The organism is Mesorhizobium sp. M0626 (genome assembly GCF_040320665.1).
Lineage (GTDB): Bacteria > Pseudomonadota > Alphaproteobacteria > Rhizobiales > Rhizobiaceae > Mesorhizobium.
Genome location: NZ_JAMYQD010000034.1, coordinates 1 through 26,742, shown reverse-complemented (window position 1 = coordinate 26,742; position 26,742 = coordinate 1). Strand labels below are relative to the sequence as shown.

22 protein-coding genes, 1 tRNA gene and 1 pseudogene are annotated in these 26,742 nt (G+C 61.9%); 14 read left to right on the top strand and 10 right to left on the bottom strand.

The features are described 5' to 3' along the window. Nucleotides 1-39 precede the first annotated feature (39 nt). The 3 genes from NKI37_RS30225 to NKI37_RS30215 all read left to right on the top strand — a co-directional run bounded on the left by NKI37_RS30225 (nucleotide 40) and on the right by NKI37_RS30215 (nucleotide 7,686). A complete protein-coding gene (locus tag NKI37_RS30225; RefSeq protein ID WP_352791103.1) occupies nucleotides 40-1,833 on the top strand; it encodes a PAS domain S-box protein in 1,794 nt (597 codons plus the stop codon). A gap of 191 nt (nucleotides 1,834-2,024) precedes the next feature. Next, nucleotides 2,025-2,318 (top strand): hypothetical protein, encoded by a 294-nt coding sequence (locus NKI37_RS30220; protein WP_023704064.1) that lies wholly within the window; start codon nucleotides 2,025-2,027, stop codon nucleotides 2,316-2,318. A 736-nt stretch (nucleotides 2,319-3,054) separates the two neighbouring features. Then, a complete protein-coding gene (locus NKI37_RS30215) occupies nucleotides 3,055-7,686 on the top strand; it encodes an autotransporter outer membrane beta-barrel domain-containing protein (protein ID WP_352791102.1) in 4,632 nt (1,543 codons plus the stop codon). A 161-nt stretch (nucleotides 7,687-7,847) separates the two neighbouring features. Here the strand turns inward: NKI37_RS30215 and NKI37_RS30210 are convergent, their stop codons facing one another. From NKI37_RS30210 to NKI37_RS30185, 6 genes are all read right to left on the bottom strand, one after another. Beyond that, nucleotides 7,848-9,080 carry a MalY/PatB family protein gene (locus tag NKI37_RS30210; protein WP_352791100.1) on the bottom strand — a complete coding sequence of 411 codons (1,233 nt, stop codon included), beginning with the start codon at nucleotides 9,078-9,080 and terminating at the stop codon, nucleotides 7,848-7,850. A 49-nt stretch (nucleotides 9,081-9,129) separates the two neighbouring features. After that, a complete protein-coding gene (locus NKI37_RS30205; protein WP_031244332.1) occupies nucleotides 9,130-10,254 on the bottom strand; it encodes an amino acid ABC transporter permease in 1,125 nt (374 codons plus the stop codon). 18 nt (nucleotides 10,255-10,272) lie between these two features. Continuing rightward, a complete protein-coding gene (locus tag NKI37_RS30200) occupies nucleotides 10,273-11,352 on the bottom strand; it encodes an amino acid ABC transporter permease (protein WP_352794645.1) in 1,080 nt (359 codons plus the stop codon). A gap of 279 nt (nucleotides 11,353-11,631) precedes the next feature. Further along, the gene (locus tag NKI37_RS30195) at nucleotides 11,632-12,645 is read right to left on the bottom strand and encodes an amino acid ABC transporter substrate-binding protein (protein WP_023671115.1); all 1,014 of its coding nucleotides are present in this window, start codon (nucleotides 12,643-12,645) and stop codon (nucleotides 11,632-11,634) included. Nucleotides 12,646-12,810: 165 nt separating this feature from the next. After that, nucleotides 12,811-13,770, bottom strand: a complete 960-nt coding sequence (locus NKI37_RS30190; protein ID WP_023671116.1) for a LysR family transcriptional regulator — start codon at nucleotides 13,768-13,770, stop codon at nucleotides 12,811-12,813. A gap of 301 nt (nucleotides 13,771-14,071) precedes the next feature. Then, nucleotides 14,072-14,275 carry a CsbD family protein gene (locus NKI37_RS30185; protein WP_023673385.1) on the bottom strand — a complete coding sequence of 68 codons (204 nt, stop codon included), beginning with the start codon at nucleotides 14,273-14,275 and terminating at the stop codon, nucleotides 14,072-14,074. A 101-nt stretch (nucleotides 14,276-14,376) separates the two neighbouring features. On the opposite strand from NKI37_RS30185, the gene NKI37_RS30180 reads away from it, so the two are divergent. Further along, a complete protein-coding gene (locus tag NKI37_RS30180) occupies nucleotides 14,377-14,571 on the top strand; it encodes a hypothetical protein (protein WP_155923352.1) in 195 nt (64 codons plus the stop codon). Between the two features lie 569 nt (nucleotides 14,572-15,140). Here the strand turns inward: NKI37_RS30180 and NKI37_RS30175 are convergent. Further along, a complete protein-coding gene (locus NKI37_RS30175; RefSeq protein WP_023755061.1) occupies nucleotides 15,141-15,539 on the bottom strand; it encodes a hypothetical protein in 399 nt (132 codons plus the stop codon). A gap of 508 nt (nucleotides 15,540-16,047) precedes the next feature. Here NKI37_RS30175 and NKI37_RS30170 point away from each other — a divergent pair. After that, complete coding sequence (locus tag NKI37_RS30170; RefSeq protein ID WP_023683173.1) at nucleotides 16,048-16,500, top strand: BA14K family protein; 453 nt, start codon at nucleotides 16,048-16,050, stop codon at nucleotides 16,498-16,500. Nucleotides 16,501-16,732: 232 nt separating this feature from the next. Here NKI37_RS30170 and NKI37_RS30165 read toward each other — a convergent pair. Next, nucleotides 16,733-16,822: transfer RNA gene (locus NKI37_RS30165), tRNA-Ser, on the bottom strand. A 359-nt stretch (nucleotides 16,823-17,181) separates the two neighbouring features. Here NKI37_RS30165 and NKI37_RS30160 point away from each other — a divergent pair. The 3 genes from NKI37_RS30160 (at nucleotide 17,182) to NKI37_RS30150 (ending at nucleotide 19,610) form a co-directional block, all read left to right on the top strand. After that, nucleotides 17,182-17,928 (top strand): hypothetical protein, encoded by a 747-nt coding sequence (locus NKI37_RS30160; protein ID WP_023755060.1) that lies wholly within the window; start codon nucleotides 17,182-17,184, stop codon nucleotides 17,926-17,928. 116 nt (nucleotides 17,929-18,044) lie between these two features. Further along, a complete protein-coding gene (locus NKI37_RS30155) occupies nucleotides 18,045-18,368 on the top strand; it encodes a hypothetical protein (RefSeq protein ID WP_352791094.1) in 324 nt (107 codons plus the stop codon). A 252-nt stretch (nucleotides 18,369-18,620) separates the two neighbouring features. Then, nucleotides 18,621-19,610, top strand: a complete 990-nt coding sequence (locus tag NKI37_RS30150) for a BMP family lipoprotein (RefSeq protein ID WP_023683177.1) — start codon at nucleotides 18,621-18,623, stop codon at nucleotides 19,608-19,610. A 290-nt stretch (nucleotides 19,611-19,900) separates the two neighbouring features. Here the strand turns inward: NKI37_RS30150 and NKI37_RS30145 are convergent, their stop codons facing one another. Continuing rightward, nucleotides 19,901-20,314 carry a hypothetical protein gene (locus NKI37_RS30145; protein WP_023698757.1) on the bottom strand — a complete coding sequence of 138 codons (414 nt, stop codon included), beginning with the start codon at nucleotides 20,312-20,314 and terminating at the stop codon, nucleotides 19,901-19,903. 13 nt (nucleotides 20,315-20,327) lie between these two features. Then, on the bottom strand, nucleotides 20,328-20,534 hold the full coding sequence (locus NKI37_RS30140; RefSeq protein WP_196813704.1) for a SlyX family protein: 207 nt from the start codon (nucleotides 20,532-20,534) through the stop codon (nucleotides 20,328-20,330). Between the two features lie 218 nt (nucleotides 20,535-20,752). Here NKI37_RS30140 and NKI37_RS30135 point away from each other — a divergent pair, with 218 nt between their 5' ends. The 6 genes and pseudogenes from NKI37_RS30135 to NKI37_RS30110 all read left to right on the top strand — a co-directional run. Further along, complete coding sequence (locus NKI37_RS30135) at nucleotides 20,753-22,285, top strand: ABC transporter ATP-binding protein (protein WP_023698756.1); 1,533 nt, start codon at nucleotides 20,753-20,755, stop codon at nucleotides 22,283-22,285. Beyond that, nucleotides 22,282-23,421 carry an ABC transporter permease gene (locus NKI37_RS30130; RefSeq protein WP_352791092.1) on the top strand — a complete coding sequence of 380 codons (1,140 nt, stop codon included), beginning with the start codon at nucleotides 22,282-22,284 and terminating at the stop codon, nucleotides 23,419-23,421. Before NKI37_RS30135 ends, NKI37_RS30130 begins: the two co-directional genes overlap by 4 nt. A 1-nt stretch (nucleotide 23,422) precedes the next feature. Next, nucleotides 23,423-24,394 (top strand): ABC transporter permease, encoded by a 972-nt coding sequence (locus NKI37_RS30125; protein ID WP_023671125.1) that lies wholly within the window; start codon nucleotides 23,423-23,425, stop codon nucleotides 24,392-24,394. 109 nt (nucleotides 24,395-24,503) lie between these two features. Further along, nucleotides 24,504-24,896, top strand: coding sequence for a cytidine deaminase (gene cdd / locus NKI37_RS30120; protein ID WP_023714063.1), 393 nt, complete (start codon nucleotides 24,504-24,506; stop codon nucleotides 24,894-24,896). A 12-nt stretch (nucleotides 24,897-24,908) separates the two neighbouring features. After that, nucleotides 24,909-25,727: a purine-nucleoside phosphorylase gene (locus tag NKI37_RS30115; RefSeq protein WP_023686468.1), complete on the top strand. Its 819-nt coding sequence runs from the start codon at nucleotides 24,909-24,911 to the stop codon at nucleotides 25,725-25,727. Beyond that, nucleotides 25,727-26,689, top strand: a pseudogene (locus NKI37_RS30110) (thymidine phosphorylase); the annotation flags it as partial. The gene NKI37_RS30115 and the pseudogene NKI37_RS30110, both read left to right, overlap by 1 nt. Between the last annotated feature and the right edge of the window lie 53 nt (nucleotides 26,690-26,742).

Genomic DNA, 26,742 nt, shown 5'->3' with positions numbered 1-26,742 from the left:
GCCGCATTATATTTGGTTGGACTGAAAAAGGTGTTTGGGATGCATGAAGCAACACAGGCGACTGTTGTCGCCTTCGAAAACCCGGGAGTGTCCAGCAATGACAGTCTGGATTTCGATTACAAGGATTTCTTCCAAAACGGCGCCGTTGCCCTGCATCTGGTGAACGCAAACGGCGTGATCGTGCATGCCAACCAGGCTGAGCTCGACCTTCTCGGCTATCCCGCAGAGGACTACCTCGGTTGCCACATCGCCGAGTTCTATCCCGACCGGGACGTCATAGAGGACATTTTGGGTCGCCTTGCCAATGGCGAGAAGATCGTAAGATATCCGGCGCGATTGAGGGCCAGCGATGGATCGATCAAGCACGTCGAAGTCACCTCAAGCGGACATTTCCGGGACGGCAAGCTGATCAACACCCGGTGCTTCACGGTCGATGTAACCGACTTGGTGCACACCCGCTCGGAGCTCAGGCAGCATGACAGTACCTATCACCAGATACTCGACGGCCTTCCCGTCGCCATCTACACGACCGATCAGGATGGGACGATCACCTACTACAACCGCGCCGCGGCCGATCTGGCAGGCAGGGAGCCTGAAATCGGCAAGGATAAATGGTGCGTGACGTTCAAGCTGTTCACTGCCGACGGCAAGGAATTGCCGCACGATGAATGCCCGATGGCCATCGCGCTCAAGGAGAACAGGCCGGTCCGCAATCAGCAAGCTGTTGCGCAGCGTCCCGATGGATCGTTTTTTCCGTTCCTGCCCTACCCGACACCGCTGCGGGACGAGCACGGCGCTCTGATTGGCGCCGTCAACATGCTGCTGGACCTGACGGACCGCCAACGTGCCGAAGAAACCAGGCAGCACCTCTCAGCGATCGTGGAATCCTCATTTGACGCGATCGTCAGCAAGGATCTCAACACCATCATAAAAAGCTGGAACCAGGGCGCCGAACGGCTTTTCGGCTATACCGCCGACGAAGCGATTGGCCGGTCGGTGACCATGCTGATCCCCGAAGACCATCAGGACGAGGAACCCCGCATTCTCCAACGCATTCGCCGCGGCGAGCGCGTCGAACCATTTGAAACGACCCGCCAGCGCAAGGATGGCAGCCTGGTTCCGGTTTCGCTGACGATATCGCCCGTGCGTAACGCAACCGGGCAGATCACCGGCGCATCGAAGATAGCGCGAGACATCACGTCGACGAAGGAGAATGAATATCGCATCCGCATGCTGATGCGCGAGGTCAACCACCGGGTGAAGAACCAGTATTCGGTCATCCTGTCGATGATCCGGGAGACCAACAAGCGATCGGAGACGCCAAAACAATTTGAAACCCAGGTGCGCGAGCGCATCATGGCGTTGTCGCGATCTCACGACCTGCTTGTATCGGCGGATTGGAAGGGTGCCACGATCAGCGACCTCTTGGCGGCCCAGGTCGAGCCTTTCCCGCGGGGGGATGTGATCGAAATGTCGGGCCCATCATTGGTGCTCAGTCCCAACGCAGTTCAGTATCTCGGGATTGCCTTCCACGAATTGGCGACCAACTCGGCCAAATACGGGGTTCTCTCAGGGGACAATGGCCGGATTTCGGTCGCATGGGGCATCACCGGTTCCGGTGCTTCGAGGCTCTTTCACCTCACCTGGGCCGAAACCGATGGTCCGCAGGTTCAGACTGTCGGACAAGGTGGCTTTGGAACCGTTGTGCTGAAGCGGGTCGCGCCCGCAGCGGTCAGTGGGCAGGGAATTCTCGAACACGGTCCGCATGGCATAACATGGAGCCTGGAAGCGCCTTCGGTTTCCGTGGCAGCTTCTGTCGTCCAAGAAGCTTAGAAGCAGGAAGCAGCCCTGCAACGAGCATTCGTCAATTGGAAGCCCTTGATGCGGCCTTTGCGAGCGAAAACCCCGTTTCCGCTAAAGATCGCCAGAGCCATTGCTAAAGTCGGCAGAGCAAATCACCGGCAGAGGGCGCATTTCGTTGCACGGTACGGGACAGGACCGGCGTAGCCAGAGGCGAGGTAACTATGGACATCGACGAGTTCCGTGCGACCCTTCAGGGTGTAGAGCCCCCGGCGAATCTTGGGATGGCGCTCCACGCTCTATGGTGGGATAGACAGGGCGATTGGGAGCGGGCGCATGAGTGTGTGCAGGCCAACGAATCTGATCCGGCCTCTGTATGGGTTCATGCCTATCTGCACCGCAAAGAAGGCGACCTTTCTAATGCAGCCTACTGGTACCGCCGCGCCGGGCAGCCTGTGGCAACTGGCAAGCTAGACGCAGAGTGGGAGTCGATTACAGAATCACTTCTTGCAGGATAGTGAGGGTCGCCCAAGGGGCAGCCTAGCGCCTCATCGCCCCCGTAGAGGCGAAACTCACCTCCGCCCGATGGGATCGGCTGGGCCCAGGAGGTCCGAACGTTTCCGCATAAATTCATGCAGCGAGATTGTTCTCGCGATTCCGTAAGGTCTCTGTTTAATAAGCTATATCTAATATTGGCTACTTTCTGTCGCTCAAAAGTCGCAGACTTCATTTTACTGATCACCGTTAGCTTCTTGGTAGCTCTCATGACTATAAACTTCTTGCGGGCGAATAGCTTTCATGCTGCCGTCGCGCACTCAGGAATCAGGGAGCTTAGGCATGGCGGAGCGGATTGCGCGTGATGGGTTTTGGGTTTTGCATCTCGCGCGCTTGCCGCAAGTCGTGTCGCTTCGCTCCAGCACTTCCGCCTTGACGATCCTAACTGTTGCCCTTGCGCTGAGCGCCGCGCCGGCTCGGGCCGATGGCGGCAATGGTAGCAGCGCAGGCGCTGGACAAGGTGGCGTTGACGGCGCGCTCGCGAGTGCCACGGGTCAGAATGCCGCCAATGGCGCGACCGCTGGTGGCGGTGGTGGCGGCATTGACCTCACGACGGGTAACGGGGCGCCAGGAGGATCGGGAGCGGTAAGTGGGACAGCCAACAACCCAAATGGCGTTGCCGGTGCCACTGGTGCTACGGGTCTGGTCATCTCGACAGACGGGACCATTGCAACCAGCACCAGCGGCGGGGCCGGCGGTTTGGGCTCCCCTGGCACGAATGGCGTCGTCAGGAGCGGCGGCGGTGGCGGTGGCGGTGTGGGCGTCAGTGCCACGGCCGACGTTACAGTCACTGGCACAGGATCGGTGAGTGGTGGCACTGGCGGCCGAGGTGGGACCAATGGCAACAGCGGCAGCGGTGGTGGCGGCGTCGGCATATTCTCGTCCGCAAACGTGTTTGTAGAGGCGGGCGGCAGCGTTACCGGCGGCACGAGTCTCTCCACAATTGGGGTCCAAGCAGGTGGTGGCGGCGGCGCAGCTGCCATCGTCCTGATGGGCGGCGGGACAATCCAGAACAGCGGGAATCTGCTCGGGGGTGCCGGTGGAAGAACAGTTCTCGGCGGCGGTGGGGACGGTGGCGCCGCTGTTCTGCTGCTTTCAGGTGGAACCGTCATCAACAAGCTAGGTGCGACGATCGTTGGCGGCAGTGGCGGTCAGGGCTCCTTGGCAGGCGGCGATGGCGCCGCAGGGATCAAGGGCGCCAACATCGCGGTCATCAATGCGGGTACGATCAGCGGCGGTGCCGTCGGCACCGGTGGCGGAACGCCGGCAGCCGGCAAAGCCATCCAGTTCACCGGCGGCGTCAATTCGCTGGAGATTCAGGCCGGCTCCACCATCACAGGCAATGTGGTCGCTTTCAGCGCCGCGGATACATTCAAGCTGGGTGGCGATATCAGCGCCAGTTTCGGTGTGTCGCAGATCGGCGCTGGCGCCAAATATGACGGGTTTGGGTTCTACGAGAAAACCGGAAACAGCACCTGGACCCTAACGGGGACGACAACTGCCGTCACGCCTTGGACCTTGTCCGGCGGGATTCTGCAGATTTCGAACAATGACAATCTGGGCGCCCTCTCGGGCGGCTTGACCTTCGACGGCGGCACGTTGCGCACGACCACCAGCTTCGCCACCAATCGCAATGTCCTGATCAATTCGACCGGCGGGTTCGACACGGTGGCAGGCACGCAGTTGGACGTGTCAGGCCAGGTGACCGGCACCGGCACACTGGTCAAGAGCGGCGCCGGCACCCTCAACGTCACCAATTTGTCCAACAGCTATACGGGTGGCAACATCGTCAATGCAGGAACGCTTGCCGGCAACACCGTGGCGATCCGTGGCGACATCCTGGACAACGGCGCTGTCTCGTTTCTCGACCTCGGCCCCCACACCTTCGGCGGAAATATCTCCGGCTCGGGCAGCGTCGACATCGAAGGCTTCGGCACGCTGACGCTGACCGGTGCCAACACCCACAGCGGCGGCACGAAGGTCGGGACCGGCAAAAGCATCTCGGTCGCGTCGGACCAGAATCTGGGTGCCGCAACGGGCCTGCTGACACTCGACGGCGGCGAACTCGGCACGACAGCAAGCTTCGCCATGAGCCGCGATGTCAACCTCACTTCCGCCTATGGCTACTTCCGCGCGGCGGCGGGTACGACGCTGACCGCCAATGGCGAGCTGAGCGGCGTGGGCGGCGTCTACAAGGAGGGCGCCGGCACCCTGGTGCTCAAGGGCGACAGTACCTATTCCGGCCGCACCACCGTCGACAGCGGCAAGCTTATCGTCGAGGGCTCGCTCGGCAGCACCGAAACGACGGTCAACAGCGGCGGCACGCTGGGCGGCTCCGGCTCGATCGGCGGCGCGGTGATCGTCGCCGATGGCGGTGTGCTGGCGCCGGGGTCCAGCCCTGGCACGCTTACGGTCGGATCGCTCAGCCTGAGCTCCGGTTCTATGCTCGACTACGAGCTCGGCCAGGCGGGCATTGTCGGCGGCGGTGTCAACGACCTGATCGAGGTGACCGGCGCGCTGACGCTGGACGGCAGCCTCAACATCACCGATGTCGGCGGCTTCGGGCCTGGCGTCTACCGGCTAATCAATTATGGCGGCGCACTCACCGACAATGGTCTCGAGCTCGGCAATCTGCCGGCCGGTGTCACGGCCGCCGACCTGACGGTGCAGACCTCCGTCGCCAACCAGGTCAATCTCGTCAGCAGCGTCGGCACCGACTTGCTCTTCTGGGATGGTGACGCGGCCGGCAATGCCAACAATGATCTGGTCGACGGCGGCAACGGCACGTGGACGGCGACAAGCCTGAACTGGACGACGAGCACCGGCCTGGTAACTGGCGCGATGAAGCCGCAGCCCGGCTTCGCCATCTTCCAGACGCTCGGCGGCACCGTCATCGCCGACGGCAGCGCCGGCGCGCTTGCGATTACGGGCATGCAATTCGCCGCCGATGGCTACCGCATCGAAGGCGACGCCATCACGCTTGATGGCGCTGGCGGCGAGAGCATCATTCGGGTCGGCGACGGCACGGTGGCCGGAGCAGGTTACACCGCCACCATCGCCTCCGTGCTAACCGGGACCAGCAGCCTGACCAAGACCGATGCGGGCACGCTGGTGCTGTCCGGCGCCAACACCTACACGGGCGGCACCACCGTCCTGGGCGGCGTGCTATCTGTTTCAGCCGACAACAATCTCGGCGTTGCCGCTGGCGGCCTGACGCTCTCCGGCGGGACGCTGCGCAACACAGCGGCGTTCAGCTCGGCGCGCGACGTCACGCTTTCGTCGGCCGGCGGCACCTTCGACACTGTGGCCGACCTGACCTTGTCCGGTGCGATCTCTGGCGCTGGCAGCCTTGCCAAGACCGGCGCCGGCACGCTGACGCTTACGGGAACGAACAGCTATGGCGGCAACACGTTGGTCAGCGCTGGCACGCTGGTCGGCGATGCAACCTCGATTCGTGGCGACATCGGCAATTCCGGCACTGTCGTGTTCGACCAGGCGGCGGACGCCAGCTTCGCCGGCGATATCTCCGGCACCGGCGCAATGATGAAGGATGGCTCCGGCGTGCTGACGCTGTCAGGCACGTCGCTGCTGGACTGGACCGTCAATCAAGGCGGCCTCGTCTCGGCAGCCGAGCGCTTCGGTGGCGATGTCGCGATCGGCGCCGGCGCCTCCTTCACATTCGACCAAGTCGCCTCCGCCAGCTATGCCGGCGTGCTCTCGGGCGCCGGTACGTTCATCAAGGACGGCCAAGGCACGCTGCTGCTTGCGTTGGACAACTCAGGCTTTATCGGCGCCACTACGGTCAGCGGCGGCACGCTTGCCGCGGGCGCTGCGAACGCGTTCAGTTCCTCCTCGCAGTTTTCCGTCGCCTCGGGCGCCACGCTCGATCTTGCCGGCACGTCCCAGACGATTGCGGGGCTGAGCAACGCCGGAACGGTGCGCATCGCGGGTGGCGTCCCAGGCGACACACTTACCGTAAGCGGCGACTATGTCGGCAATAGCGGCGCCGTCGTTCTCAACGCTGCGCTCGGTGGTGACGGTTCGCCGACAGACATGCTGGTGATCGCCGGCAACACGTCAGGGACGGGTACCCTTCAGGTCGTCAATTTCGGCGGGTCGGGCGCCCAAACGGTCGGAGGCGTCAAGATCGTCGACGTCGGCGGCGTCTCGAACGGCAGCTTCTCGCTCGACGGCAATTATACCTTCGAAGGCGATGCAGCGGTCGTCGCGGGCGCCTATGCCTACAGGCTTTACCAAGGCGGCGTCAGCACACCGGCCGATGGCGATTGGTATCTGCGTTCGGCCCTGGTCAACGGCGATCCCGATCCGCAGCCACTCTATTCGCCCGGCGTGCCGCTGTACGAGGCCTATGAAGGGGTGCTGCAGGCCTTCAATGAACTGGGCACCATGCAGCAACGCATCGGCAATCGGTCGTGGGGCGAGGGTGCTACGCCGCAAGGTGCGGACCTGCCAGGCCAGGGCTCGGTCGACGGCAAGGCGATATGGGCGCGCATCGAAGCTGCCCATGCCGAGATCAAGCCGGAGACGTCGACCTCCGGCACGAACTATGACGTGACCACCTGGAAGCTGCAGGCCGGCGTCGATGGCCTGCTGCACGAAAGCGACGCCGGTACCCTGATCGGAGGGATTACGGCCCACTACGGAACCGCGTCGTCGGACGTCTCCTCGATCTTCGGGGCAGGGTCGATCGCTGCCACCGGCTACGGCGTCGGCAGCACGCTCACCTGGTTCGGCAGCGGTGGCTTCTACGTCGACGCGCAGGCCGAGGCGACATGGTATGACAGTGACATCCGGTCGGCCACGCTAGGCACCACGCTTGCGGACGGCAACAACGGTTTCGGCTACGGGCTGAGCATCGAGACCGGACAGAAGATCGCCCTCAACGGCAACTGGTCGCTGACGCCGCAAGCCCAGCTTGCCTATTCGTCGGTCGACTTCGACACGTTCACCGACCCGTTTGGCGCCGTCGTGTCGCCCGGCAGCAGCAACAGCTTCGTTGGCCGCCTCGGCCTCTCCGCGGACTATGAAGACCAGTGGGTGGACGATGCGGGGCAAGTCAGCCGCACCCACATCTACGGGCTCGGCAACCTTTACTACGACTTCCTCGACGGAAATGATGTCGATGTGTCTGGCACGAAACTGGTCAGCGAAAATCAGGCGCTGTGGGGCGGTGTCGGCCTCGGTGGCTCGCTGAGCTGGGCGGACGGTCGCTACGCCGTCTTCGGAGAAGGGACAGCGCGGACAAGCCTCAAGGATTTTGGCGATAGCCACGCCCTGGGAGCCAAGCTCGGGTTCGCTGTGAAATGGTAGCGGCGATCAAGCTGGACATGTCGACTTTGGCTTGAGCGTCGTATCCGGCACGGCTATGGAATCCGGACTTGCGGGCCACCCGGCTCGTCGCCCTCGGACGTTTCCTTACCGGCTGCCGGCATCAAGTACCAGGCTCGCAACCGAAGCACCCTGGCGGTCGATCACAGGGATGCCAGCGCGCTGGACATGCGCTCCAGTCCTTGGCGCAACAGAGCACGCGGGCAGCCGACATTCAGGCGGATGAAGCCTTCGCCGCCAGGCCCGTAGACGCGGCCATCGTAGAGATTAACCTTGGCCCAATCGACAAAGAATTTCTGAATTCCACCCACTCGGCGATCGAGCGCGCACGCATCCAACCACACCAGAAACGATGCGTCGGGCCGCATGGGCGTGATGCCTGGAAGGTGTTCACCGGCGAACTCGCAAACCAGATCGATGTTGCCGGCGATGTAGCGCGTGAGTTGGTCGAGCCACGGCGCGCCGCTGCTGTAAGCAACCTCCAGGGCCAGGCGGCCGAAAAAGTTCGCATTCACCATGAATGACGCCTGCATTGCGGCAAGAAGCGCCCTGCGGCGCTTTTTGCTGGCTACCGAAATGGTTGCCGAAGGAACCCCGGCAAGATTGAAAGTCTTCGTTGGAGCGGTGCAGATGAACGATTTCTCCGCAGCATCTTCCGAGATGGAGGAGAAGACGATGTGGGGGCGATCCGACAACCTTATGTCGCAGTGAATGTCGTCGGATATGACCAGGATGCCATGGCGCTCGCAGATGTCGTTGAGCGCCGCCAATTCTTCGCGGGTCCAGGCCATTCCGGCAGGGTTGTGAGGATTGCACAGCAGGAATGCCTTGGCACCGCCGGCCGCCAGTTTCTGGAAATCCTCCAGATCGAGTTCATATCTGTTGTTCTGCAGCCTCAGCCGGTTCGTAAGCAGAACCCGCCCGTTTCCCTGAACCACTTCGAAATAGGGCGAGTACACGGGCGACTGCACAATGACGCCGTCACCGGGCTTGGTGAAGGTTCGCAGTATCGCAGCCACCGACGGCATGATCGCCGGCGCGGGAAGCAAGGTCTCCAGTTTCGGCGACCAGTTGTGCCGGTGCGCGAACCACGATTGCACGATCTCATAGTGGCGCGGATCGCGGCGTGTGTAGCCGTAAATGCCATGCTCCGCAGCCTCGCGCAGTCGCGCGATGACGGTTTCCGGAGCGCGGAAGTCCATATCCGCCGTCCACAGCGACAGCAGGTCCTGGCCCTCGACCTGGGGAGAGAACTCGTCCCACTGGTTGGCCCATTTGACGGATCCGAACTGCCGACGGTCGTGGATCTGGTCGAAATCTATTCCCGCGATATGTCGTTGCCCAAGCGCCGATGCGGGCGTGTCTGCACAAGCCATTTGATAGTCACCTTGCCGCGGGCATTGCTTGTGGCATAATCATCGCCTCCTAGGATTTGTGGCCACGCGCCAATTGGCGCTCCATAGATTGCGAGTAACGCGACATGCCGAAGCAAAAGCTCCAGTAGACTAACCCCGCAAAGAGGTAGCCGGTTGATGAGATCGTCGGGCCTGCCCAGTTCGGATCGACGCGCGCCGTTTCGACGGCCTTCAGGAAATCCGCGATGCCGACGATGGCGACCAGAGTCGTGTCTTTGAACAGACCGATGAAGGTCGAGACGATGCTCGGTATGACGATCGTCAACGCCTGAGGGAGGACGATCAGGCGCATCATGTCGAAGTAGCCGATCCCGAGCGCCTTGGCCGCTTCGTGTTGGCCCTTCGGGATCGCCTGAAGGCCGGCTCTCACGACCTCGGCCATATAGGCGGACGAGAACAACGCTATCGCGATGAGCGGGCGCAACAGACGATCAGGTGTCAGATAATCCGGGACGAAGAGCGGCATCATGAAGTTCGCCATGAACAACACTGTGATAAACGGCACGCCGCGGACGACTTCGATGAACGTGACGCAAACCGTCTTGACGAAAGGGAGTTCCGATCTGCGTCCAAGCGCCAGGACAACCCCGATCGGAAGCGAGAAGACGATACCCACGATCGACATCAGCAACGTGATCAAGAGACCGCCCCAGAGCGTCGTATCGATGACAGGCAAATGAAGCCAGGCAACGCCGCGCACGAGAACGAACGCGGCCACGGGGTAGACGAGGAAGAACAGCAACGCCGCCACTTTGCGCCGCGGAGCCTTCGTCCACAGGAGCCAAACGATGAGGATGGCGCCGATCGCCTGCGCAAGGTCCACCCGCCACCGCTCGGAAACCGGATACGCGCCGTATCGCAGGTAGTCGAACTTCTCGGCGATGAAAGGCCAGCAAGCCCCCTGGCTGTTCGTACGGCAAGCTTCGTGGCCGCCGCTCCAGACCGCGTTGAAGATCGCAAAGCTCAGGAAGTGATGCAGCAGCCACGCGGCGAGGAGGACAAAGCATATTGTCAGCGCGCCTGAAGACGGCGTCGAAAACAGGTTCTTTTTCATCCAGCTCACTGGACCCGGTCGAACGTCCGCGGGAGGCGCCATGGCTGGTATGAGCGCGCTGATGTCAACTGGCGAACGCATGGACTGATCGCTCATCCGTCACCTTTCAACAATTGCAAAATGTCGGTTACACGCGTTCATGACCAATGACGTGGCAAGGGAGATGACGAGATAGACCGACAGGGTAATCGCCATGACCTGGACGGCGGCTCCGGTCTGGTTGAGCACCGTGCCGGCAAAGATCTGAACGAGGTCGGGATAGCCGATGAACACGGCAAGCGACGAGTTCTTGATGAGGTTGAGATACTGGCTTGTCAAAGGGGGAATGATGATGCGCAGCGCCTGGGGAACGACGACCAGACGAAGCGTCTTGCCCGGCGCCAGCCCCAGCGCATGCGCAGCCTCGGTCTGGCCCTTTGGCACTGCCTGGATTCCACCTCGCACGATCTCGGCGATGTATGAACCGGTGTAGACCGACAGACCGATCAGGAGAGCGGCAAACTCCGGATAGAGCTGATGCCCGCCTTGAAAATTGAAACCCCGCAGCTGCGGAGCGACGAACGAGACCGGCTCGCCAGCCGCCAGGAAAAGGACCAACGGAAATCCTATCAAGGTCGCCAGACTGACCAGAAGCACCGGCAGCTGCCTGCCCGTCCGTCTCTGGACGCTCCTGGCGCGAAACCAGAATGCAACGCAGCAGGAAATGGCCGCAACGAATGCCAGGCCCACCAGACCCGCTCCCGGATGCAAATGAATCTCCGGAACGATGAGGCCGCGATTGTTGAGGTAGACGCCGCCGGGCATGGCGATGGACGCCTTCGGCGAGGGCAACGGCTTGAGGACGGCGTTGTACCAGAACAGCAGCTGCAGCAATAACGGAACATTTCGCACAAGCTCGACATAGGCGGTCGCCACCTTCGAAACGATCCAGTTCGGCGACAGGCGGGCAACGCCGATGACGAAGCCAAGCAAGGTCGCGAACAGGATTGCGAGGAGACTGACGTAGAGGGTGTTGACCACTCCCACCCAGAACGCCTGACCGTAGCTGGACAATGCATCGTACGGTATCAGGGTTTGATTGATGTCGAAGCCGGCAGACTCATTCCAAAAGTCGAATGAGAGCGGAATCCCCCGGACCCGCATATTCGATGCAGTCTGCATGCCGATGCCCAGGGTCAAGGCCAGCAGGCAGCCGGCGAGCAAGAGCTGGTAGAAGATGCCCCGCACCTTCGTATCGTGCAGCGACAACCTCCTGCGCGACGGCGCGGGAAGCGACAAATGGGACATGGGCTGTTCCTATCGGGTCCGTGCAAGGCGCTGACGGTAACACGCCAGCGCCTTGCAACCATGCCTTTGCCTAAAGCGCGTCGGGTTTGAACGGACTCAGGCGACGCGCTTTAGGGTCTTCGGTATGCATGTCGTTGTCTCAAAACCGGGGCCATTTTTGAGCGACATGCATTAGCGGATCGGCGGAGCGTACTGAACGCCGCCTTTGTTCCAGAGCGCGTTCATGCCGCGCTCCATTTTCAGCGGCGAATCCTTGCCGACATTGCGATCGAACACTTCGCCGTAATTGCCGACCTGTTTGATCACCTCGACCGGCCAGTTATCGCCGAGCCCGATGTCCTTGCCTATGCTGCCTTCCACGCCAAGCAGGCGGCGGATGCTGGGATTGTCCGACGATTTCATGGCATCGACGTTCTTGGAGGTGACCCCGTATTCCTCCGCGGCCACCATGACGTAGAGCGTCCACTTCGCCACATTGAACCACTGGTCGTCACCCTGCCGCACCGCCGGGCCAAGCGGCTCCTTGGAGATCAGCTCGGGAAGAACAATGCTGTCGTCCGGCTTGGCCATGCGAAGCCTCGACGCGTTCAAGGTGGAGGTGTCTGCGGACAAGACGTCGCAACGCCCCTCCTCATAAGCCTTCACCACAGCTTCCTCGTCCGCGAAACCAACCGTCGTGTACTTGATCGACTGCGAGCGAAAATAGTCGGCAAGGTTCAACTCGGTCGTGGTGCCCTGGGTGACGCATATCGATGCGCCGTCGAGCCCCTTGGCCGACGTGATGTTGTCGGCCTTGCGCACCATGAACCCCTGGCCGTCATAGAAATACGTGCCGGCAAACAGTATGCCTAGCGACGTATCGCGGGACGATGTCCAGGTTGCGTTGTGCGCGAGAATGTCGATCTCTCCCGACTGCAAGGCGGTGAAGCGATCCTTTGGCGTCAATGGGATGAACTTGACCTTTTGCGCATCCCCAAGCACGGCAGCGGCCACGGCGCGACAATAATCGACGACAAATCCGGTCCATTTGCCTTCATTGTCGGGGAGGCTGAAGCCAGCCGTGGCCGAATTCGTGCCACAGGTCAGCACGCCATTTTTCTTGACATTGTCGAGGGTTGCGGACCACGCCGAGGAGGCGGTGCACGCGATGGCGAGGGCAAGTAGGCCCTTGAACGTTGATCTCATTTCGGCATTCCCCTGTTATTGTTGAAAGGGAATGTGCTCTCCAGGTAAACTATTCGTCAAATCGATTGTCCTCATGGTCAAAATGAGCGCTCCTCATAATTGCGCAGCACCCGCTCGCAGGTAAAAAGGCGCTCGAGTGTTGAAACAGACGACAGCGCGCGCGACCTATTTTACGGCCGACCCAGGTCTCCGACGGTCGACCCTTGGTCTCTTGGTCCGCGACTCGTTGTAGATGCCCACGATGATTTCCCGGAGCCACCTGGTTCCCGGGTCATTCGCCATCTGGCGGTGAACAATAAGCCAGGCATTCACATTCGATATCGGAATGGGTGGCGGGACCAACGTCACCTCACTCCTCTCGTCCAGCATTTGCAGGATGGCATCACCGCAATGGGTAATCAGTTCAGTGCCGCGAAGCGCCCAGGGCAGCACCGGATAGTTCGAGATGGTCGCAACGACATTGCGGCGAAGACCCATCTGTTTGAGGGCGGCATCCGCGAGGCCTTCCGCCAGGCCATCTGCGGAAATCTGGAGGTGAGAACTGGCCAAATAGGTTTCCAGCGTCATAGCGCTTCTGGCGATCTTGCTTCCACTCCACACCGCGCAAAACAATCGGTCCTGGCCAAGCTCCACCTTCAAGAGACCTGGGTCGTCGCGTATCGCTGCTCCCGTCAGCGCACAGTCAACTTGTCTCAAATAGACCGATGAACCGATTTCGGGTCCGTTTGCGGGAATGACGTTCAGCGTCGCGCCAGGAGCTTGCCTGGAAAATTCTCGAATGAGGCCCGGGATGAAAACCATGGCATGATAATCTGTAAGCCCAACGCGAAAGTTGCGTCGCGTCGTTGCTGGATTGAAGATCTGATGCCGGTCGATCGATGCGCGGATCGTCGCGAGTGCGGCGGAAATATTCGACAGCAGCTCAACTGCCCGGGGAGTTGGCCGCATCTCGCCGCCATCTCTGGTGAACAATTCATCCTGCAATAGATACCGAAGCTTCGACAGGGAGTGGCTTACAGCTGATTGTGTTCTGCCCAATTCGGTAGCCGCCCGCGTCACGCTCCTTTCCCGCATCATCACGTCAAAGACCCGCAATAGATTGAGGTCGATATCGTTATAATTCATGGAATTACCTCATCTGCGACCTGAGACCGCACCAGGCGGCACTACCGCGTTGGTTGCGACGGTGACAGATGGGGCACGAAGAGTGAAGACAGAGGTCCGGGGCTAAGCGCTTGAAACTCTGGCGGAACAGGTGACGACGACCGCCGCATCTCCCATTGTGGAGATCAGCGCGGCTGAAAGCCGACACGTTCCCAAAAATCGCTTGTTCAAGGCCGAGCCGAACGGCACACGGATGCCAAAACGCGAAAAGGGCGCAGTTCGTGACGGCGCCCTTTATTTGATAAGGTTCAACTGTCCTATCCTACGAGTCTTGCCGACCATACCAGTCGTCGACGTCTCGCCGCACTCGATCCTTCTCAATGCCGTAGCGTTCCTGGATCGTACCTTCGAGCTGATCGCGGTTGCCGGCTATGCGGTCGAGATCATCATCGGTGAGCTTGCCCCACTGCTCCTTGACCTTACCTTTGAATTGCTTCCAATTTCCTTCGACGCGATTCCAGTCCATAATGGCGATCTCCTTTCGTTTGTCCTTCGAACAACGGTCGTATGGCCGTTGGGTTCCGCTGCAGGAAAGTGCGCTTGCTGGTGATCTAGCAATGGAACCCGATGTCCGTCGCCCGCTTGTGTGCGCTGGCCCTTTCCGTTTTTGGGAACACAGCGGGCCTTTTGCCGTTGGGTGCGATGGAACAGCTTCGCAAGGAAATGCAGGTATTCGCCGATCCGGGCATGTGCGTCGCCCTGGCGGCAGTGCTGATGCCTTATGCGATCGGTGTCGCACTGCTGCTGCGGATAGCCGGTTGATGAACTTGCCAGCCGAAAGCGTTTGCGCAAGGCAAAACAGCCGGTCGGCCCCGCGCCTCTTTCCCCTACGCAAGAGGTGCGGGCGATGTCGCGGGCTTCAGTCCTTGTGCGGGACGATATAGCGACGGCTCACCGAATCCGCCCCTGTGCCCCGCGTGACGACAATGGTCCTGTATCCCGCGGGAACGGAACCTGTAGCCATCGGATCGATTAAACGGCATCGACCGACAATCTCTCCGTTGGGCGCGTCCGCGAGCCTCCTCGCTAGCGTCAACTGGCATGTGTCAAGGGATCCGAAAACGGCCGGTGATGTATCGAGTGGTTCGCAGACTCCCTGGCCGGGGCTGCAAGAAAGCAAAACTAGCACAGCAGCCGTTCCGGATCCATTTTTGAAGCCCCCTCCGCGAATGAGCCTCAACGCGCTATGTCGCAGTTAAGCCCGGTTGTGCCGAGCCCGGCCAGCAGGGGCAGGAAGCCATGCCCACTATATCGCGCTGCCGGAATCGCAGACGCCGGCAGCAACCAGCGAGATGACCAAGGCGCGGATGTAGAGCGGGACGAAGCTTATATCAGTGGTGGGTCTTTCGATCCGCCAGCGTAACCGCTTCGTCTATTTGTTGGCGCAGGCGGGTGAGGTCGTCCAACCGAAAATCAAGCGGCAGTTCCGCTCCACTCTCCAATCGGAGAAAGATGGCTACAGTGCCGTCCTCTTTCATGGCCAGTTGAGTGCTCGTTATAGAAATGCCCTGCAGTTTTGGTGTCATTTCGGCAGGAAGAGTGGCGACGAGCTTTCCCATCTCGGCCGAGAGGGCAGCAATTGCCAAAGGAACACATTGTGCGGAGAAATCGAGTTGGAATCTCTTTGTGTCGATTGATCCAAATGTGACCGACACCGTGCCTAAGGCGGCGTCGATCCCAGATGCTAAAACTACATCCAGAACCGGAGCTTTCATAACCGTGTCCGCCATGGCGTTCCCCCGCTTTGTTGAATCGCAGCAAATCATCATCCCTGCGCCGGCACAAGGACACGCCCAACGCTCCCCGCCAACCATGGGATCTACGCCTTGTCGACAAGTCGCGTCTTCCGCTTCGGCGCTACGTAGCTCTCCACTAAGCGAGCGTGAAATTCGAACTCGGCGCAATGATAACCCACAAAGACCAAATCTTGCCGTCTATGGTTATGGGACGGGTTAGGACCAGCAAGGTCCGCGGGATTTGCGGCGTGGGATCCTTCATGGACGTGGATCCCAATCGGGATAGATCTTGGCGGACAGCCTAAAGCCGATCGATGACGAGGCATGGGCGGATTGCATTCTGACTCCGGAGATGGTTGCGAAGCTCTCCGCCTAACCGCTCCGCATCGCAAACGACAGAACCCCGCCAAGTGTGGGGTTTTGTTGTGGCAGGCGGGCGGAACCGGAACGCTCTTAAACCGTTTAAAGCCCATAAGGGACGGCAACGGAAAGATAGAAGATCATGAATAAGATTGTATCGGGTATGCTGGCGGCCACACTGTCAGTTTCGTTCGCGGCCACCGCCGCTGTGCCTGCAGGTGCAGCGCAAATGTTCACGCCGCAGGCGCCTTCGGCGTCGTCCGATGTGCAGGCGGTGGACTACAAGCCGTGGATGAAGCATCGCGGCGATCGCAATTTCTCGCGCTACAACAATGACGGCCCCTACTGGAACGGCCATCGCGGCTCGCGCCATTACCGACACGGCTATCGCCGCCACGGCGATTTCTGGTTCCCCGCCGGAGCATTCATTGCCGGCGCCCTGATTACCGGCGCGCTCAACAACAACCATCGCGTCTACCGGGGTGGCGATTCGCATGTGCAGTGGTGCTACGATCATTACCGCAGCTACCGCGCCTCGGACAACACCTACCAGCCGAACTACGGCCCTCGTCGGGAGTGCAATTCTCCCTACTGAGATTTTTGACCGAAATGAGAACCCCGCTTCGGCGGGGTTTTTCTTTGTGTGAGGCGTGACGGCGAATTAGGGTTACGAGACCCGACATCGCTGTGAGGGACAAACAAATGCTCCGCCGCCACGAGACTCAAGATATCCGGCTGGGCAAGGTTCCGAAGAGTTGCTACCGTCGAGTTTCCCCGGTTATGGCAGATCGATAAATAGTCAAAAAATACAATAAAATCAACGGCGATGGCGGAGAGAGCGGGATTCGAACCCGCGTTACGGTCTCCCGTAAACACACTTTCCAGGCGTGCGCCTTCAACCACTCGGCCACCTCTCCGTCCTTGCATTCGCGCCGGCCGGTTTTGCCACGCGGGTTGGGGAGATGCATCCCTTTGGGATTTGCGGGAAGACCCGCTTGATGGACACCGCCAACCAGCGGATGCCCTTCCCGGCGCCCGTCAATCAAACAGGCGCGGGGCTCATCTAGTCGATCCGGCGCCGAATGCCAAGCCATAACGGCAGTCTATTCGCTTTGCCGGCCATGCATCGTTTCGCGGGGCGTTGAACGGCTCCGCTTGTAAGGCGCTTCGGTTCTGAATGGTGTGCACGGGCAAGGCGGCAGGGCCGGCCGCGCTTGACTTCGCCCCTCGCCACCTGTCGAGTGCGGCGGAGGCTTTGCGGGGGCAACGTCCAGACATGACATCGAGCAATGAACAGCCGGCCAGCGGAATGCCGGCCGGAAGCATGCCAGGCGGGCTGACGCCCGCAGGGCCTCCGGACAGCGGGCTGTCCTTCGTGCCCGTGGTCTGGCTCCTCTTCGTCATGGCATGGTCGGTCTACTGGCTGGTCTCGGCGCGGTGGCTGTTCGAGAGTTCCGGCGTGCCGGACAGGATCTTCTATTTCGTGCTTGGCGGACTGGCCTTCGACATCGTCACCATCGTGTGGGGGCTTTATCTGCTCGGCCTCGCCTTAAGCCGTTCCGCGCGCTTTCCGCGTCATTTCACCATCTGGCAGATCACCACCATCGCCTGGCGGCTGGCCGAGCAGGTCTATGCGCTGACCGTGCCCGATTTCACCGTCTCCGCCAGGGAGCTTGCGATCGCCGCCACCGAAATCGTCATCGGCCTGTTTTGCATTTACCTGCTGCGCCGCCGCGACGAGGCCAAGGCCTTTTATGCAAGGCCGGAAGCGCAGGCACCGTCAGCCTTTAGTTCGATCGTCGCCGCGCTGGCCGGCATCATCCTCGGCGCCGTCGTCGGCACTGTCGCCGGCTTCGCGCTTGGCGCGGGGATCGCCGAAGCCACCGACATCAGCTGTTTCGAAGGCGGCTGCGGCTACTTCGCGGTGTTCATCGGCCTTGCCGGGCTGGTGGTCGGGGCCATTGGCGGCGGCGTCCTCGGCGTCTGGCTCGTCCATCGGCGGAGCCGAAAGGTGGCCATATAGGCGGGCGATAGGCTTCAAATTCGCGTATGGCGATTGCACGCGGGGCGTGCGCATTCTATTCCTCGCCTTTGACCGGAAGGTCCTCGGGAGGAACTTGAGGACCGGGGAAGATTTCGATGTTGCGTTTTTTGTTTCGCCTCGCGGCCATGATCGCACTCTCGGTCGCCGTCATCATGGCCGTGCTCGACGCGACGCGCTCGGTGGCGGCTTCCACATTGGTCATGACGCCGCTGAATTCGAGCTGGCTGGCGGTTTCGCCCGACACCCGCGCGGCCTTCGAGACCTTCGTGCGCGCCAAGGTCAATCCGATGGTATGGGATGGCGGCATCGCCTGGGTGCTTGCCCAGCCGGGGTTTGCCGTGTTCGCGGTGCTTGCCTTCATCCTCTATGCGATCGGCTACCGGCGCCGGCGGCGCGGCGGAGAATTCGCGCCGGGCTGATGGGTTGTCCCAGCGGGCTTGCGACGACAACGCGGCAATCGTCCACAGCTGTCACCGCATTGGGCATGTTTTTCCAACGGGGGGCATGCTTTTCCAAAAGGTCAAAATTCCGCGTGAATTTTGTTTCGGGCCGTGCCAGATTGCCTTGAGCGGGAGGGGAGTACACTCCTGGCTGATGCCGCATGCCTGCCGGAGAACCGGGCAGGCGGACGGCGCGTAACGGAAAAAAATAACCGACAGGGTGTGGATCACATGAAACGTATCGTTCTCGGCCTCCTGGCCGCAACCGCAATGGTTCTTCCGGCTTTCGCCGCGGATGTCCAGCCGGCCATCCTCTACGATCTCGGCGGCAAGTTCGACAAATCCTTCAACGAGGCTGCCTATCACGGCGCCGAAAAGTTCAAGACCGAGACCGGCACCGCCTATGTCGAGTTCGAAGTGTCGAACGCCTCGCAACGCGAGCAGGCGCTGCGCCGCTTCGCCGAGGACGGCCGCAACCCGATCGTCATGGCCGGCTTTGCCTGGGAGGATGCGCTGAAGGTGGTCGCGAAGGAATATCCCGATCTCAACTTCGCCATCATCGACGATGCCGTCGATATGCCCAATGTCCGTTCGCTTGTGTTCAAGGAAAACGAAGGCTCCTATCTCGTCGGCATCCTGGCGGCGATGGCCTCGAAGTCCAAGAAGGTCTCCTTCATCGGCGGCATGGACATTCCGCTGATCCGCAAGTTCGAATGCGGCTATGTCGGCGGCGCCAAGGCGGCCGGTGCGACCGATGTCATCCAGAACATGACCGGTGACACGCCCGCGGCGTGGAACGATCCGGCCAAGGGCGGCGAGATCGCCAAGACACAGATCGACCAGGGCTCCGACGTGGTCTATGCCGCGGCCGGCGGTACCGGCGTCGGCGTGCTGCAGGCGGCGGCGGATGCCGGCAAGCTCGGCATCGGCGTCGATTCCAACCAGAACGGCCTGCAGCCCGGCAAGGTGCTGACCTCAATGCTGAAGCGCGTCGACGTGGCCGTCTACACCGCCTTCATGGACGGCAAGAACGGCACCTTCAAAGGCGGCCTGCAAAATCTCGGCCTCAAGGAAGGCGGTGTCGACTACGCCATGGACGACAACAACAAGGCGCTGGTCACCGACGAGATGAAGGCTGCCGTCGAAAAGGCCAAGGCCGACATCATCGCCGGCACGATCCAGGTGCACGACTACACCGCCGACAACGCCTGCCCGTATTGATTGATAAGAATTCGCTTACGAACCGCCGGGTAAAAGCCCGGCGGTTTTGTTTGAGGGCTTTAAAGGACGTTGAGGATTGGCGGAGGTCTCGGCGACGTCCGATCTCCCCCCTTGCGGGGGAGATGCCTGGCAAGGCAGAGGGGGGCTGTCCCTCGGCCTAACGGCCAATCAGGTTGGCGATCCTTCACACCCCCTCTGGCCTGCCGGCCATCTCCCCCGCAAGGGGGGAGATCGGCAGTTTCGGCGTTGCGGGTCCTTCTTCGCAAGTCCATATGCGATTGCCTTGGACGTCAAGGCAGAAGCGCACCGCCGGTCGACAACAAGCCCAAGAGATAACCCAGCGCAAACACCACGTTCAGCGCGATGGCGATGACGGCGCCGCGTCGGGCACCGAGCGAATGCACGCCGACGCCATAGGGCTTCCGCTCCAGTCTGCCGATCACCGGCTTCGCTTCGTCCTGGCCGACCACACGCATCTGCGGCAGTTCGGCGATGCGTTGCGAGATCAGCCGCCAGCGATCGTCGTCGCCCGAGGGCCGCCCCGTGCCGTCGAAGACATGCATGCGCTCGGCCAGCCGCATCACCGTGTCGCGGAAGGCGGGATCGATCGCCAGGTCTCGCTCGGCACGCTCGCGGTCGCGATCGTTCATCAGGCCAAGCACATAGTCGCCCGCCCGCGTAACGCGATCGCTTTCACCGGCCATCGGCTTCTCCTTGCTACCAGTGCGGCGGTTTGGTTATCGGCACGTCGGGTGCCGATTGTTCCTCCAGCGCCATGAAGCGCCCGGTCAGCGCATCCAGCTTGCGCTGCATGCGCTCGATGACCGTCCACTGTTCGGCGATCTGGCCCGACAGTTCCTCGATCGTCTTTTCCTGCTCGGCGGCGCGGATTTCCAGCGTCGTCAGCCGGTCGACAGGCATGATCATTCGAAACTCCCCAGGTCCTGGTGCACGCAGGTGCAGCATGATGCGACTGTCGAGCCTTGCATATTAGTGAATGTGAAGGTCTGCGGCCACGTTCGAAATTGACAAGCGCACCGGGATTTGTCGAGAGTGGCCACTGCGCCGCCAATTGGCACGGGTGGGGCATCATGCTAGGCGTTTTGACCAAGCGATAAAAAAATAAGAGTGGGACAGGCTGCATGGCGCAAGCCGCAATCGAACTGATCGGCATCAACAAGAGTTTTGGCGCCGTTCGCGCCAATCGCGACATCAATCTGGAGATCGCACGCGGCACCATCCACGGCATCGTCGGCGAGAACGGCGCCGGCAAGTCGACGCTGATGTCGATCCTCTACGGCTTCTACCAGGCCGACAGCGGCGAGATCCGCGTCGGCGGCAAGCCGGCGTCGATCAAGACTTCCAACGACGCCATCGCGCTCGGCATCGGCATGGTGCACCAGCACTTCATGCTGGTCGACAATTTCACCGTGCTGGAAAACATCATCCTCGGCGCCGAAAGCGATGCGCTGTTGAAAAAGAGCATCGCCAAGGCGCGCTCCGAACTGGAGCGGCTCGAGCGCGAATACGGGCTGGAAGTCGATCCCGACGCCATCATCGAGGAATTGCCGGTCGGCCTGCAGCAGCGTGTCGAAATCCTGAAGGCGCTTTATCGCGGCGCCGAAATCCTGATTCTCGACGAGCCGACGGGCGTATTGACGCCGGCCGAGGCCGACCATCTGTTTCGCATCCTCAGGCAGTTGAAGGACCAGGGGAAAACGGTGGTGCTGATCACCCACAAGCTGCGCGAGATCATGGCCATCACCGACAATGTCTCGGTCATGCGCCAGGGCACGATGGTGGCGACGCGCGAGACCAGCAAGACGACAGTCGGCGAACTGGCCGAACTGATGGTCGGACGGCGCGTGCTGCTGCGGGTCGAAAAGGGCGAGACGGAGGCCGGCGCGGTCAAGCTGGCCGTCAAGAACCTGACGGTGAAAGACCAGCGCGGCGTCACCATGGTCGACGACATCTCCTTCGATATCCACGCCGGCGAGATCGTCGGCATTGCCGGTGTCGCAGGCAACGGCCAGTCCGAACTGCTCGAGGCGATTTCCGGCATCAGGCGCGCGGTTTCCGGCTCGGTGATGCTCGATGGCAAGCCGATCGACCTGACCGGGGCCGCCGATCCCGGCGAGTTGCGCGACCGTGGGCTCGCCCATGTGCCGGAGGACCGCCATCATGTCGGCCTGGTGCTGGCCTTCGAGGAGAACGAGAATTCGATCCTCGGCTACCATGACGACCCGCGCTACCTCAAAGGGCCGTTCCTCAACATCGACGCCATCATGACCGATGCCAAGGACAAGATCGAGAAGTACGATATCCGTCCCGGCAATCCGCGTCTGAAGACGGCGAATTTCTCCGGCGGCAACCAGCAGAAGATCGTGCTGGCGCGAGAAATGGAGCAGGATCCCGGTGTTCTGATCGTCGGCCAGCCGACGCGCGGCGTCGATGTCGGCGCCATCGAATTCATCCACAAGCGGCTGATCGCAATGCGCGACCAGGGCAAGGCGGTGCTGGTGGTGTCGGTCGAGCTCGACGAGATCCGTTCGCTGTCGGACCGCATCCTGGTGATGTTTGCCGGGCGCATCGTCGGCGAACGTGGCCCCGAGGCGACCGAAGGCGAGCTTGGCCTGCTGATGGCAGGCGTCGATCGCCAGGAGGCGGCAGAGTGAGCACGCCTTACGCCAAGCTGCCGGCCTGGGCCGATTATGGGCTGATCCCGCTGATCAATCTGTCGGTGGCCTTCATCGTTGCCGGTTTCGTCGTCATGCTGGTCGGCGAAAACCCGTTTCGTGCCGCCGTCATCCTGGTCGAGGGCGCTTTCGGCAAGGGAACCGGCATTGCCTTCACGCTGTTCTATGCCACCACCTTCATCTTCACCGGCCTGTCTGTGGCGGTGGCCGCGCATTGCGGCCTGTTCAACATCGGGACCGAGGGCCAGGCCTATATTGCCGGCCTTGGCGTGGGCGTGGTCTGCCTCGCCTTCGACACTGTGCTGCCGTGGTGGCTGACCTTTCCGCTGGCGATCGTCGCCGGAGCCGCCGTCGGTGCGCTGTGGGCGCTGATCCCGGCCTATCTGCAGGCCAAGCGCGGGTCGCACATCGTCATCACCACCATCATGTTCAACTTCATCGCGGCCTCGATCATGGTCTACCTCCTGGTTGGGCCGTTGAAGCCGGCGGCGTCGCAGGCGCCGCAGACGCGCAACTTCCTCGCCGGCGCCGAACTGCCCAAACTCAACTGGATCATCGAACTGTTCGGCGCCAAGATCCGCTCGGCGCCGTTCAACATCTGCTTCCTGCTGGCGCTGCTCATGGCATTCCTGGTCTGGCTGCTGATCTGGCGCACCAAGCTCGGCTACGAGATGCGCACCTATGGCCACAGCCCGAAAGCGGCGCGCTATGCCGGCATTTCGGAGACCCGCATCATCATCATCGCGATGATGATTTCGGGCGCGCTGGCCGGCATGATGACGCTGAACCCGGTGATGGGCGACCAGCACAATGTGGCGATCGATTTCGTCTCCGGCGCCGGCTTCGTCGGCATCGCCGTGGCGCTGATGGGCCGACTGCATCCGGTCGGCATCGTGCTGGCGGCGATCCTGTTCGGCATGCTCTACCAGGGCGGTGCAGAACTTGCCTTCGAGATGCCAGCGATTTCCCGCGACATGATCGTCATCATCCAGGGCCTGGTCATCCTGTTTGCCGGTGCGCTAGAGCACATGTTCCGGCCCTATGTGCAGGCGCTGTTCGCTTCGTTCAGTCCAAGGTCGGTCGGCATGGAAGCGGTCAAAGGGAAGGGCGCCTGAGATGGATGTGTTCATCGCCATCGTGCAGATCCTGGACTCGACCATACGCCTGTCGGTACCCTTGCTGCTCGCTTGCCTCGCCGGCCTCTATTCTGAACGCGCTGGCGTCTTCGACATCGGGCTGGAAGGCAAGATGCTGGTCGGCGCCTTCGCCGGTGCGGCCGCAGCTTCGGTCTTCCATTCGGCCTTCCTCGGTCTCGGCATGGCGATCGTGATGTCGGTCGCCTTTGCCCTGGTGCACGGCTTCGCCTCGATCACCCACCGCGGCAACCAGATCGTTTCCGGCGTGGCGATCAACTTCGTCGCCGCCGGGTCGACAATCATTCTGGGCCAGGCCTGGTTCCAGCAAGGCGGGCGAACGCCGGCGCTGCAGCCGGGCGAGCGCTTCGAGGCCATCACTCTGCCAGGTGCTGCCGCCATCCACGACGTGCCGATTATAGGGCCGATCTATTCCGAGCTTTTGTCCGGCCATTCGATCCTGGTCTATCTCGCTTTCGCCATGGTGCCGTTCACCTGGTGGGTGCTGTTTCGCACCCGCTTTGGCCTCAGGCTGCGCGCCGTCGGCGAGAACCCGGCCGCCGTCGACACCGCCGGCATCTCGGTCGCCTGGCTGCGCTACCGGGCGCTGATCTGCACCGGTATCCTCACCGGCATCGCCGGCGCCTACCTGTCGATGGTGCAGAATGGCGGCTTCGTGAAGGATATGACCGCCGGCAAGGGCTACATTGCGCTGGCGGCGCTGATCTTTGCCAAATGGCGACCGGTGAACGCCATGTTCGCCTGTCTTCTGTTCGGCTTCCTCGACGCGGCGGCGATCCGCCTGCAGGGTTCGCCATTGCCGTTGATCGGCAAGGTGCCGGTGCAGTTCATGCAGGCGCTGCCCTATGTGCTGACCGTGATCCTGCTTGCCGGCTTCATCGGCAAGGCGATCCCGCCGCGCGCCGGCGGCGTGCCTTATGTCAAGGAACGTTGATCCGGGCGCGCCCAGGAGCACTGTGTCGAACATGCGGCTGGTGCTCGAAAGGCGCCAGGAAAACGCAAAGCGCCGGGTTTTGACCACGATCGTCGGAGAGAACGTCTAGATGTCGCATGATCTGTTCGAAGCCGCGCAGGAGGCCATGGCCAAGGCCTACGCGCCCTATTCGAAGTTTCCGGTGGGTGCGGCGTTGCGCACCGAAGACGGCCGTGTCTTCACCGGCGCCAACATCGAGGTCGCGTCCTATCCGGAAGGCTGGTGCGCCGAGACCACGGCGCTCGGCCATTACATCATGGGCGGCGGCGGCAAGATCGTCGAGGTCGCCGTCATTGCCTCGCGCATGGCCAAATGCTCGCCCTGTGGCGGCTGCCGGCAAAGGCTGGCGGAATTCTGCCGGCCGGACACAAAGCTCTATCTTTGCGACAACACCGGCGTGGTCGAGACCGTGACCATGGGCGACATGCTGCCCTACGGGTTTCGTGGCGACATTTTGAAGTGAGAGTTGGCTGATATGAAGGAAGCTCTGGACCACCTCGTTGAAAGGCTGGACGGGTTGGCGCCGACAACGGCGATGGTGCTGGGGTCGGGCCTTGGCGGGCTTGTCGACCAGGTCGAAAATGCCGTGCGCATCTCTTATGCCGACCTGCCGGGTTTCCCCCGCAGCGGGGTGACTGGCCATGCCGGCGAGGTGGTCGCGGGGCTTTTCGCCGGCACGCCGGTGCTGATGCTGTCCGGCCGCGCCCATTATTACGAGCACGGCGTTGCTGCGGCGATGCGGCCGGCGCTGGAGGTGCTTGCCGGCATCGGCATCACCAAGCTGATCCTTACCAATGCCGCCGGCTCGGTCGATCCCGACATGCTGCCTGGATCGGTGATGCTGATCACCGATCACATCAATTTCTCCGGCTCCAACCCGCTGATCGGCGAGCCGAGCGACCGCCGCTTCGTCGGCCTGACCGAAGCCTATGATGCCGGCTTGCGCGCGGCGATCGAACGGGCGGCGAAGGCGACAGGGACGGCGCTGCACAAGGGCGTCTATATGTGGTTTTCCGGTCCGTGTTTCGAAACCCCTGCTGAAATCCGCATGGCCCGCGTCATGGGCGCCAATGCGGTAGGGATGTCGACCGTGCCGGAGGTCATTCTCGCCCGCTTCCTTGGGCTTCGCGTAGCCGCCTGTTCGGTGATCACCAATCTCGCCGCCGGGATGACCGGGGCGGAACTGTCGCACCAGGAGACCAAGGACATGGCGCCGATCGGCGGCGCACGGCTGGCGACGATCCTTGCGCATGTGTTCCAGGATGGGTTGCCGGAGCCGAAGGGCGCTGCCTGATGCTTCCGCAGGAAATCATCCGCCGCAAGCGCGACGGCCAGAAACTGTCCCCGCAGGAGATTTCGGCCTTCGTCGCGGGCGTAACTTCGGGCAGCGTCTCGGACGGCCAGGTCGGCGCCTTTGCCATGGCGGTGTTCTTCAACGGCATGAACCGCGACGAGGCGGTGGCGCTGACGCTCGCCATGCGCGATTCCGGCGATGTGCTCGACTGGTCGGACCTGCCGGGTCCGGTCACCGACAAACATTCGACCGGCGGCGTCGGCGACAATGTCTCGCTAATGCTGGCGCCGATCGTCGCCGCTTGCGGCGCCTATGTGCCGATGATCTCCGGCAGGGGCCTTGGGCATACCGGCGGCACGCTGGACAAAATGGATGCCATCCCAGGCTATATCAGCCAGCCGGATATCGCGCGCTTCCGCAAGACCGTGCTCGAGACCGGCTGTGCCATCATCGGCCAGACCGCCGATCTCGCGCCCGCCGACCGTCGCCTCTATGCGATCCGCGATGTGACCGGAACGGTGGAATCGGTGCCGCTGATCACTGCCTCTATCCTGTCGAAGAAACTGGCGGCCGGCCTGCAGTCGCTGGTGCTCGACGTCAAGGTCGGCAATGGCGCCTTCATGGAGAAGTCGCGCGACGCGACAGCACTTGCCAACAGCCTGGTCGAGATCGCCAACGGCGCCGGCCTGAAGGCCTCGGCGCTGGTCACCGGCATGAACGAGCCGCTGGCGTCGGCGGCCGGCAACGCGGTCGAGGTGCGCAACGCCGTCGATTTCCTCACCGGGAGGCTCCGCGACAAGCGACTGGAGGATGTGACGCTGGCGCTGGCCGCCGAGATGCTGCAATCGGCAGGGCTGGCGTCGTCCAATCAGGACGGTCTCAGGCGCGCGGCCGAGACGCTGGCCGGGGGGGGGGGCGGGGGGGCCCGGGCGGCGGGGGGGGGGGGGCGGGGGGGGGGGGCGCCGGGGGTGGGGGGGGCGCGCGCAAAAAAAAGGGGTTTTTAAAAAAGAAACCC

Bases quoted from the DNA above. Each gene is read 5' to 3' on its own strand.
- NKI37_RS30225 (WP_352791103.1), top strand. From the start codon at position 40: ATGCATGAAGCAACACAGGCGACTGTTGTCGCCTTCGAAAACCCGGGA.
- NKI37_RS30220 (WP_023704064.1), top strand. From the start codon at position 2,025: ATGGACATCGACGAGTTCCGTGCGACCCTTCAGGGTGTAGAGCCCCCG.
- NKI37_RS30210 (WP_352791100.1), bottom strand. From the start codon at position 9,080: ATGGCTTGTGCAGACACGCCCGCATCGGCGCTTGGGCAACGACATATC.
- NKI37_RS30205 (WP_031244332.1), bottom strand. From the start codon at position 10,254: ATGCGTTCGCCAGTTGACATCAGCGCGCTCATACCAGCCATGGCGCCT.
- NKI37_RS30195 (WP_023671115.1), bottom strand. From the start codon at position 12,645: ATGAGATCAACGTTCAAGGGCCTACTTGCCCTCGCCATCGCGTGCACC.
- NKI37_RS30190 (WP_023671116.1), bottom strand. From the start codon at position 13,770: ATGAATTATAACGATATCGACCTCAATCTATTGCGGGTCTTTGACGTG.
- NKI37_RS30185 (WP_023673385.1), bottom strand. From the start codon at position 14,275: ATGGACTGGAATCGCGTCGAAGGAAATTGGAAGCAATTCAAAGGTAAG.
- NKI37_RS30180 (WP_155923352.1), top strand. From the start codon at position 14,377: ATGTCCGTCGCCCGCTTGTGTGCGCTGGCCCTTTCCGTTTTTGGGAAC.
- NKI37_RS30175 (WP_023755061.1), bottom strand. From the start codon at position 15,539: ATGGCGGACACGGTTATGAAAGCTCCGGTTCTGGATGTAGTTTTAGCA.
- NKI37_RS30170 (WP_023683173.1), top strand. From the start codon at position 16,048: ATGAATAAGATTGTATCGGGTATGCTGGCGGCCACACTGTCAGTTTCG.
- NKI37_RS30160 (WP_023755060.1), top strand. From the start codon at position 17,182: ATGACATCGAGCAATGAACAGCCGGCCAGCGGAATGCCGGCCGGAAGC.
- NKI37_RS30155 (WP_352791094.1), top strand. From the start codon at position 18,045: ATGTTGCGTTTTTTGTTTCGCCTCGCGGCCATGATCGCACTCTCGGTC.
- NKI37_RS30150 (WP_023683177.1), top strand. From the start codon at position 18,621: ATGAAACGTATCGTTCTCGGCCTCCTGGCCGCAACCGCAATGGTTCTT.
- NKI37_RS30145 (WP_023698757.1), bottom strand. From the start codon at position 20,314: ATGGCCGGTGAAAGCGATCGCGTTACGCGGGCGGGCGACTATGTGCTT.
- NKI37_RS30135 (WP_023698756.1), top strand. From the start codon at position 20,753: ATGGCGCAAGCCGCAATCGAACTGATCGGCATCAACAAGAGTTTTGGC.
- NKI37_RS30125 (WP_023671125.1), top strand. From the start codon at position 23,423: ATGGATGTGTTCATCGCCATCGTGCAGATCCTGGACTCGACCATACGC.
- cdd (WP_023714063.1), top strand. From the start codon at position 24,504: ATGTCGCATGATCTGTTCGAAGCCGCGCAGGAGGCCATGGCCAAGGCC.
- NKI37_RS30115 (WP_023686468.1), top strand. From the start codon at position 24,909: ATGAAGGAAGCTCTGGACCACCTCGTTGAAAGGCTGGACGGGTTGGCG.